Genomic DNA, 9,308 nt, shown 5'->3' on the forward strand with positions numbered 1-9,308 from the left:
AGGTGACTCGGTATCAATCCTGTTCGAGGGCCACACCCGCGCCAACGAGGCCAGAATACGGCGCTGTCACCAGCCACACCGGTATGCCTTTGAAGTAATCGCTCATGCAACCTTTGTCAGCGAAGCTACGGGCAAAACCGCTTTCGAGGAAGAAATCGGCAAAGCGTGGAATCACCCCGCCAACGATATACACCCCGCCACGCCCACCCGTGGTCAGCACGTTATTGCCGGCCACACGGCCGAGCCAGCAGCAGAACTGCTCGAGCACTTCCAGCGCAATCGGATCACCCGCCAGCCCGGCTGCGGTAATCGCTTCCGGCGTATCGAGTGTCGGTTCATGTCCGTCCACCGCGCAGATCGCCCGGTAAACCCTTGGCAAACCGCCGCCACTCAACGCCGTCTCGGCGCTGACATGGCCGATTTCGTTATGGATGTGCTGCCACAATTGCGTTTCACGCGGGCTGCTCAGCGGCAGATCGACGTGACCGCCCTCGCCCGGCAACGCCGCAAAACGACCTTCACCCAGATCAAGCAAAGTACCGACGCCAAGACCAGTGCCCGGGCCGATCACCACCGCCGGGCGCAACGGCTCCGGCGTACCCTCGCAGACCACGCGGAATTCGCCCGGCTGCAAACGGGTCATGCCCAGCGCCATCGCCGAGAAGTCGTTGACCAGCAACAACTGCTCGACCTGCAAGGTTTGGCAGAACGCCGTGCGGCTCAGCCGCCAGTGATTGTTGGTGAATTTGAATTCATCACCACTGACCGGGCCGGCCACCGACAGGCACACCGAACCGATCGAACCCGGCGCCAGACCGAGCCCGCTCAGGTAGAGGCTGATCGCCTCTTCCGGGCTGGCGTGGTCGGCCGTGGCCAAGACCTGAACCGATTCCAGTTGCTGGTTTTTCCACAACGCAAATCGCGCGTTGGTGCCTCCGATGTCACCGACCAAAGCCAGTTTCAATTAAGCGTCTCCAGGGCAGAAGTAAAGGCGCTGGCGCCCTGCTCCGCCGAGCTGAAGGCCATGCGCATGAAGCCAAACAATTCGCGTCCGCTGCCAATATTGTTGCCCAACAAGCCTTTGGCAGGTTCGCGCGCTGCAAATTCGTCGGCATCGACCTTGAGTTCCAAGGTGCCTTTGACGCCATCGACGCGGATGATATCGCCCTCTTGCACGCGCGCCAAAGCGCCACCGACATAAGCTTCGGGGCTGACGTGAATCGCCGCCGGGATTTTCCCCGAGGCGCCGGACATGCGCCCGTCAGTTACCAGCGCGACTTTGAAGCCGCGATCCTGCAGCACGCCGAGGAACGGCGTCATCTTGTGCAGCTCCGGCATGCCGTTGGAACGCGGGCCCTGGAAGCGCATCACCGCGACAAAATCTTTTTCCAGCAGACCGGCCTTGAACGCATCGGCAAGATCCTGTTGATCCTGGAACACCATCGCCGGTGCTTCGACGATCTGGTTTTCCAGCGCGACGGCGGACACTTTCATCACACCGCGACCGAGGTTGCCTTCCATCACACGCAAACCACCCTCCGCCGAGAACGCGCGGGCGACGGGACGCAGGATGTTTTCGTCGAGGCTGTCGACCGGGCCTTCGCGCCAGACCAGTTCACCGTTATCAAGGAACGGTTCTTTGGTGTATTTGCTCAAGCCGTGGCCGAGCACGGTGTTGACGTCTTCGTGCAACAGACCGGCGCCAAGCAGTTCGCGGATCAGGAACGACATGCCGCCCGCTGCCTGGAAGTGGTTGATGTCGGCTTTGCCGTTCGGATAGACGTGGCTCAGGGTCGGCACGACTTCGGAGAGGTCGGCCATGTCCTGCCAGGTCAGTTGAATGCCTGCGGCCATGGCGATGGCCGGCATGTGCAGGGTGTGGTTGGTCGAGCCGCCGGTGGCGTGCAACGCAACAATGGAGTTGACCAGCGACTTCTCGTCGACGATTTCGCCGATCGGCATGAAGTTGCCGTTTTGTTTGGTCAGGCGCGTCACTTGATGCGCGGCTTCGCGGGTCAGCGCGTCACGCAGCGGCGTGTTCGGGTTGACGAACGAGGCACCCGGCAAGTGCAGGCCCATGACTTCCATCAGCAACTGGTTGGTGTTTGCGGTGCCGTAGAAGGTGCAGGTGCCCGGGCTGTGGTAGGACTTCATCTCCGATTCCAGCAGCTCTTCGCGGGTGGCTTTGCCTTCGGCGTACTTCTGGCGGACGTCAGCTTTTTCCTTGTTGGAAATCCCCGAGACCATCGGCCCGCCCGGTACGAAAATCGTCGGCAGGTGGCCGAAACGCAGCGAGCCCATCATCAAACCCGGCACGATCTTGTCGCAGATGCCGAGCATCAGCGCGCCGTCGAACATGTTGTGCGAGAGCGCCACCGCAGTAGACATGGCGATCACTTCGCGGCTCGGCAGGCTCAGTTCCATGCCCGGCTCGCCCTGGGTCACGCCGTCGCACATCGCCGGGGTACCGCCGGCGAACTGGCCGACCGAGCCGATCTCGCGCAGGGCGTTCTTGATCTGTTCCGGGAACACTTCATACGGCTGGTGCGCCGAGAGCATGTCGTTATACGAAGAAACAATGGCGATGTTCGCCGAGTTCATCATCCGCAAGCTGTGTTTGTCTTCACTGCCGCAACCGGCCACGCCGTGGGCGAAGTTGGCGCATTGCAGCTTGCCGCGCATCGGCCCGTCAGTGGCGGCGCCGCGAATCAGTGCAAGGTAAGCCTGACGCGTGGCGCGGCTGCGGGCGATAAGCCGTTCGGTGACCTCAAGAACGCGGGGATGCATGTGTAGAACTCCAGGCTAACGGATGTGGCGACCTGATTGTCTATGCTGATCAAACGCCGTTGTTGTTGGAATGACAAACGGCTTTTTTGACCAATCGGACCAGTTGATTCAGGTCACTCGTTGTAGATAAAACAAAATATTGCCACTAAAAAGGCTTGTTTTCTATTTTTATGCGAATAATCTTGTAATTCCAACAACAAAACGACGGCGGCGCTGTTCCATGACTCTACGAATCGCAATCAATGGTTTTGGCCGCATCGGCCGTAATGTCCTGCGCGCACTGTATACCCAAGGCTATCGACAGGATTTGCAGATCGTCGCCATCAACGATCTGGGCGACAGCTCGATCAATGCCCATCTGCTCAAATACGACACCGTTCACGGCACGTTTGACGCGCAAGTCGAACATGACAATGAAAGCCTGACCGTCAACGGCGACCGCATTGCGGTCAGCGCCATTCGCAACCCGGCCGAACTGCCATGGGCGGCGGAAAAGATTGATGTGGTGTTCGAATGCACCGGTCTCTTTACCGATCGCGCCAAAGCGGCCGCGCATATTACTGCCGGTGCGCGCAAAGTGATCATCTCGGCCCCGGCCAAAGGCGCCGACGCCACCGTCGTATATGGTGTGAACCACGACATTCTGCGCCAGTCGCACCAGATCATCTCCAACGCTTCGTGCACCACCAACTGCCTGGCACCGGTGGCGCAGGTGCTGCACCGTGAGTTGGGCATCGAAAGCGGTCTGATGACCACCATCCATGCCTACACCAACGATCAGAACCTGACCGACGTTTATCACACCGACCCGTACCGCGCGCGTTCAGCCACGCAGAACATGATCCCGAGCAAGACCGGCGCCGCTGAAGCGGTGGGCCTGGTGCTGCCGGAACTGGCCGGCAAACTGACCGGCATGGCGGTGCGGGTGCCGGTGATCAATGTGTCGCTGGTGGACCTGACCGTACAGCTGAAAAAAGAAGCCAGCGCCGAAGAGGTCAACGCGCTGATGAAATCCGCTAGCCAGCACTCGAAGATTCTCGGTTTCAACACCCTGCCGCTGGTGTCCAGCGACTTCAACCACAACCCGCTGTCGTCGATCTTCGACGCCAACCACACCAAATCCAGCGGCAAACTGCTGAAGGTGCTGGCCTGGTACGACAACGAATGGGGCTTCTCCAACCGCATGCTGGATAACTGCCTGGCGCTGTGTAACGCCGAGTAATCCGACATTGGCGGGGTGCGCTCACCTGATGGCCTAACGTAAATCCAGGTAGGAGCTGCCGCGGGCTGCGATCTTTTGATCTTGTTTTTAAGATCAACATCAAAAGATCGCAGCCTTCGGCAGCTCCTACATTTATCTGCTTTGATCGCAAAACAATACTTGACCATTCAACTAGATGATAAGCATTATCATTCGCTCGAAATGGATCAGGTTCCCCCGTGAGTCAATCGCGCTTCAACCACGTCTTCCTCACCCAGCGCACTTCCTTGCTGCGCACGCTGGAACGGATGGTCAACAATCACAGCACCGCTGAAGACCTGTTGCAGGAGACCTACCTGCGCGTGACGCGGGCGCTGAGCGAGCGGGCCATCGATCACCTCGAACCTTTTGTCTTCCAGACCGCGCGCAATCTGGCGCTGGATCATTTGCGCGCGCGCAAGATTCATTCACGGACGATGGTCGATGACGTGCCGCAAGACGTCGTGCATAGCATCGCCGCCCCTGCCAGCAGCGCCGAAGACGCCGCCCACGCCGAACAACTGCTGGAGCGCTTGAACGTGAGCCTCAGTCAACTCAGCCCGCGTCAGCAGCAGATTTTTATTCTCAGCCGCCTGCACGGCAACAGCTACCAGGAAATCGCTGACGAACTGAACGTGTCCCTCAGCACCGTGCAGAAAGAATTGAAACTGATCATGTCCATTTGCATCGGCGTCGCCGAACGACACGACAGCAGCGGCACGCTGTAAGCTTAAAGCTCCAAGTAAAAACGAAAAGCAGTACACGCATCTGGCTTGCAGCTTGCAGCTTGAAGCTTGAAACTGCTTCGCCAGAAGCCCTGAGGAAACACCGTGACGGACACCCACCGCTCGCCTTCGCCGGATTCGGCGCAGGACGCTGCAAACGCAATGGACCAGGCACTCGACTGGCTCATCGTGCTCGGCAGCCCGGACGAGGAGCAGACCCGGCAGTTCCATGCCTGGCTGGCGGCGGATCCGTTGAATGCTGAAGCGTTCGCCAAGGCGCAAGCGATCTGGGACGGCCCGTTAGTGGTTCAATGCGCGCAAAGCCTCGCGGCGAAACCGGCCAAGGTCACCTTCCTCAAGCGTTTGCGCCCGCACTGGAAACCACTGGCCACGGCCGCTGTGCTGGTACTCGGGCTGTTCAGTTTCAGCAATTTGCCAATGCGCCTGCAGGCCGATCATTTGACGGTGGTGGGCGAGCGTCAGCGCCTGCAACTGGAGGACGGCTCGAAAGTCCTGCTCAACACCAATTCCGCTTTCTCCAGCACGATCAACGATCAACAGCGCGTCGCGCGGTTGTATCAGGGTGAAGCGTATTTCGAGATCGCCGGCAGCCGCACTCAGCCCCTGGAAATCGATGCCGGCCCGGTCAAGGCCAGCGTGCGTGACACTGCGTTCGCCGTGCGTTATCTCGATGGCGTGACGCAGGTCAACGTGCAACGCGGCGATGTCGATTTGCGCGCGACCCATAACGATGCCCGCGTGCGCTTGTCGGCCGGCGAAAGCATCCGCATCGGCCCGAACGGTTTTGATCGCCCGGCCAAACTCGATGCTGCGACCGATCTGGCCTGGGTTCAGGGCCGACTGGTGTTCGAGAATTGCCCGCTGAATCAAGTGCTGGCCGAGCTGCGCCGCTACTACCCGGGCTGGATCATCAACACCAACGAGCAGTTGGCCGACGTCGCCGTGACCGGCAATTACCGCCTCGATCAACCGCTCGACGTAGTCCGTTCCCTCGCCCACATCACCTCGGCGCGCCTGCAGGAATTCCCGGCGCTGGTGATCTTGAACTAAATGAGAATTATTTTTACTCGATAGCCGAAGCCCGTTCGTCTCGTTATAGCCAATGCAATTGATTCGCATCCTCGGAAGTGAATCAGCACCTATAAAGATTCGTGCGACACGGAGCGCTATCGATGTCCTCACGCCTTACCCGCCAGACCTCATCCCCTTCCCGCGTATTGTCGCTGCTGACCGCTGCCATCCTGATGGCCGGCACCGCGCCACTGATGGCTGCCACCGAGCAACCGGCACGCAACATGGGTGATTACTCGTTCTCCATCAGTCAGCAACCGCTGGTGTCGGCGCTCAATGCGTTCACCGCTGTGACAGGCTGGCAGGTCGGTTTGCCGGCGGAACTGGGGCAGAACGTATCGTCGCCGGGTGTGCGCGGTTCGCTGCCACCGGAAAAAGCCCTCGAGCGTCTGTTGGTGGGGACCAACCTGAGCTTCCGCAAGCTGAGCAACAACAACGTCGTGCTGGAAAAACGCAACGCCAGCGGCACGCTCAATCTGGATCAGGTGACCATCAGCGCCACGCGTCAGGAACAGTCGGTGAATAGCGTGCCGGCCACCGTCAGCGTGCAGACCCGCGAAGATCTCGATCGCAACAACGTCAACTCGATCAAGGATCTGGTGCGTTACGAGCCGGGCGTTTCGGTGGGCGGTGCCGGTCAGCGTGCCGGCATCACCGGCTACAACATTCGTGGTATCGATGGCGACCGCGTCCTGACCCAGGTCGACGGCGTGCAAGTGCCGGACAGTTTCTTCAACGGCCCTTACGCACAGACCAACCGCAATTACGTCGACCCGGAAATCGTCAAACGCGTCGAAATTCTTCGTGGCCCGGCCTCGGTGCTGTACGGCAGCAATGCGATTGGCGGCGCCGTCAGCTACTACACCCTCGACCCGGACGACATCATCAAGCCTGGCCAGGACGTCGGCGCCCGGCTGAAAACCGGTTACAGCTCGGCCGATGACAGCTGGCTGACCTCCGGCACCGTCGCTGGCCGCACCGGCGACTTCGACGGCTTGCTGCACCTGAGCCAGCGCAACGGTCATGAAACCGAATCCTACGGCGAAACCGGCGGCACCGGCCTGAACCGCACCGAGGCCAACCCGGAAGACGTGCGCACCACCAACGTGCTGGCCAAACTCGGCTGGAACTACGCTGACGACGCGCGCTTCGGCCTGACCTACGAACACTACAAAGACGATCGCGACACCAACCAGTTGAGCGCCGTCGGTGGCCCGTTCAACGCTGGACGCGGGTTTGGTTTCTACAAGGCGCGCACCGGCAACGACACCGTCACCCGCGAGCGTTTTGGTCTGGAACACCGCTTCGCACTGGACACTGTGCTGGCCGACAACATCAAGTGGTCCCTCAACTATCAGATCGCCAAGACCGACCAGAGCACCCAGGAAATCTACGCGCCGTCGCGCACCGTGTTGCGTAATCGCGACACCAATTACAAGGATCGCCAGTGGGTGTTCGATGCGCAGGCTGACAAGTCGTTTGCCATCGCCGACACCGATCACACCATCACCTACGGCACGACCATCAAGCAGGACAAAGTCACCGGACTGCGCACCGGCAACGGCACCTGCCTGACCGTCAGCGGCGCCTGCCGGGTAATCGGTGCGCCAAGCGCCGCCGACACCCTGAAACCAGCCAGCGACTTCCCGGATCCGACCATCAACAGCTACAGCCTGTTCGCGCAGGATCAGATCAGTTGGGGCAACTGGACGTTCCTGCCGGGCGCACGCTACGACTACACCCAACTCAAGCCGCACATCACCGATGAGTTCCTCGCCACTGCCGACCAGAGCGGTAACGGTCAAGTCAGCGACAAGGAAAAAACCTGGCATCGTCTGTCGCCGAAGTTCGGCACGACCTACAGCTTCAACGATAACTACACCTGGTACGGTCAGTACGCCGAAGGCTTCCGCACGCCGACCGCCAAGGCCTTGTACGGCCGCTTTGAAAACCTCGCGGGCGGCTACCAGGTCGCGCCGAACCCGGATCTTGAACCGGAAAAAAGCAAAAGCTATGAAACCGGCCTGCGTGGCCAGTTTGAAGCGGGCACCTTCGACGTCGCGGTGTTCTACAACAAATACCGTGATTTCATCGATGAAAACGCGATCACTCCCGGCTACAGCGAGACCACGTTCCAGAGCAACAACATCAAACACGCCACCATCAAAGGCGTGGAGCTCAAGGGTCGCCTGAACCTCGACACCTTCGGCGCACCGACCGGCCTCTACACCCAAGGCTCGATGGCGTACCTGTATGGCCGCAATGACGACAGCGGTCAGCCGCTGAACAGCGTCAACCCGCTGACCGGCGTGTTCGGTCTCGGTTACGACCAGGACAAATACGGCGCACTGCTGAGCTGGACGCTGGTCAAGCGCAAGGATCGTGTCGACAGCACCATGTTCAAGACGCCGGACGGCACCAGCACCCAGTTCAAGACCCCGGGTTATGGCGTGCTCGATCTGGCGGGTTTCTACAAAGTCACCGACGACGTGACTGTCAACGCCGGTCTCTACAACCTGACCGACAAGAAATACTGGCAGTGGGATGACGTGCGCGGTTACGACAGCGTCGGCGAAGCCTCGGTCACGCAGCCGGCCAACCTTGATCGCCTGACCCAACCGGGCCGCAACTTCGCGATCAATCTGGTCTGGGACATCTGATCCGGCAAACCTCACGGCGCGTGTTCATGCACCGCCCCGTGAGGTTTTTTTACGCTCGCGCGCTGGCTGGTTCGTCTCGTTAGCAAGCGCCTCAATTTCTCAAGGATTTGTCATGACCGCTCAAGACACCGAACAACGCCCTGCCCTGCGTTCGCAACGCTTGAACCAGATCACCAACGAGCCGCACACCAAGCTCGATGCGCTGGTCAAGGCGCATGCGCCGTTCGAGACCCGCGCCAACTTCGCCCGTTTCGTGGTCGCGCAGTACCTGTTCCAGTCGGAACTGGTCGACCTGTATAACGATGCCGAACTGACCGCGATCGTGCCTGACCTGCCCGCGCGTTGCCGCGCCGAAGCGGCCAGGGCTGACCTCGCCGACCTCGACACCGAAGTCCCTGCACCGGTCCCCGGCGCGGTAAAAAACCCGAGCAAGGCCCGTGCACTCGGCTGGATCTTTGTGTCCGAAGGTTCGAAGCTTGGCGCTGCGTTCCTGATCAAACGCGCGGTGGCGCTGGAACTGAGCGAAACGTTCGGCGCCCGTCACCTCGGTGAGCCCGAAGGTGGTCGTGCCGAAGGCTGGAAGCGTTTCGTGCGTACCCTCGATTCGCTGCAGTTCAGTGCTGAAGAAGAAGCCGAAGTGGAGCAAGGCGCGATCGACGCGTTCAACCGCTTCACCGTGCTGCTGGAACAGGCTTACGCCACCGAAGCCGAACTCGCCTGAGCCACACAAATCCCCCTGTAGGAGCTGCCGCAGGCTGCGATCTTTTGATCTTGAAAACAACATCAAAAGATCGCAGCCTGCGG

7 protein-coding genes are annotated in these 9,308 nt (G+C 60.2%); 5 read left to right on the forward strand and 2 right to left on the reverse strand.

All coding sequences use genetic code 11. The features are described from left to right. Positions 1 to 13: 13 nt before the first annotated feature. Complete coding sequence (locus tag EJA70_RS17070; protein ID WP_158832201.1) at positions 14 to 964, reverse strand: glucokinase; 951 nt, start codon at positions 962 to 964, stop codon at positions 14 to 16. Further along, a complete protein-coding gene (gene edd / locus EJA70_RS17075; RefSeq protein ID WP_158832203.1) occupies positions 961 to 2,787 on the reverse strand; it encodes a phosphogluconate dehydratase in 1,827 nt (608 codons plus the stop codon). Before edd ends, EJA70_RS17070 begins: the two co-directional genes overlap by 4 nt. Positions 2,788 to 3,007: 220 nt before the next feature. On the opposite strand from edd, the gene gap reads away from it, so the two are divergent. The 5 genes from gap to EJA70_RS17100 all read left to right on the forward strand — a co-directional run bounded on the left by gap (position 3,008) and on the right by EJA70_RS17100 (position 9,225). Next, entirely contained in the window at positions 3,008 to 4,009 is a 1,002-nt protein-coding gene (gene gap, locus EJA70_RS17080) for a type I glyceraldehyde-3-phosphate dehydrogenase (RefSeq protein WP_007917884.1), read from the forward strand. Positions 4,010 to 4,227: 218 nt separating this feature from the next. After that, a complete protein-coding gene (locus EJA70_RS17085) occupies positions 4,228 to 4,755 on the forward strand; it encodes an RNA polymerase sigma factor (protein WP_158832205.1) in 528 nt (175 codons plus the stop codon). A gap of 102 nt (positions 4,756 to 4,857) precedes the next feature. After that, a complete protein-coding gene (locus EJA70_RS17090; RefSeq protein ID WP_158832207.1) occupies positions 4,858 to 5,823 on the forward strand; it encodes a FecR domain-containing protein in 966 nt (321 codons plus the stop codon). A 122-nt stretch (positions 5,824 to 5,945) separates the two neighbouring features. Then, a complete protein-coding gene (locus tag EJA70_RS17095) occupies positions 5,946 to 8,504 on the forward strand; it encodes a TonB-dependent receptor (RefSeq protein WP_158832209.1) in 2,559 nt (852 codons plus the stop codon). Between the two features lie 112 nt (positions 8,505 to 8,616). Continuing rightward, on the forward strand, positions 8,617 to 9,225 hold the full coding sequence (locus EJA70_RS17100; protein ID WP_158832211.1) for a biliverdin-producing heme oxygenase: 609 nt from the start codon (positions 8,617 to 8,619) through the stop codon (positions 9,223 to 9,225). Positions 9,226 to 9,308 lie beyond the last annotated feature (83 nt).

The organism is Pseudomonas sp. PB103, assembly GCF_009764635.1.
In the GTDB taxonomy this organism is placed as follows: Bacteria; Pseudomonadota; Gammaproteobacteria; order Pseudomonadales; family Pseudomonadaceae; genus Aquipseudomonas.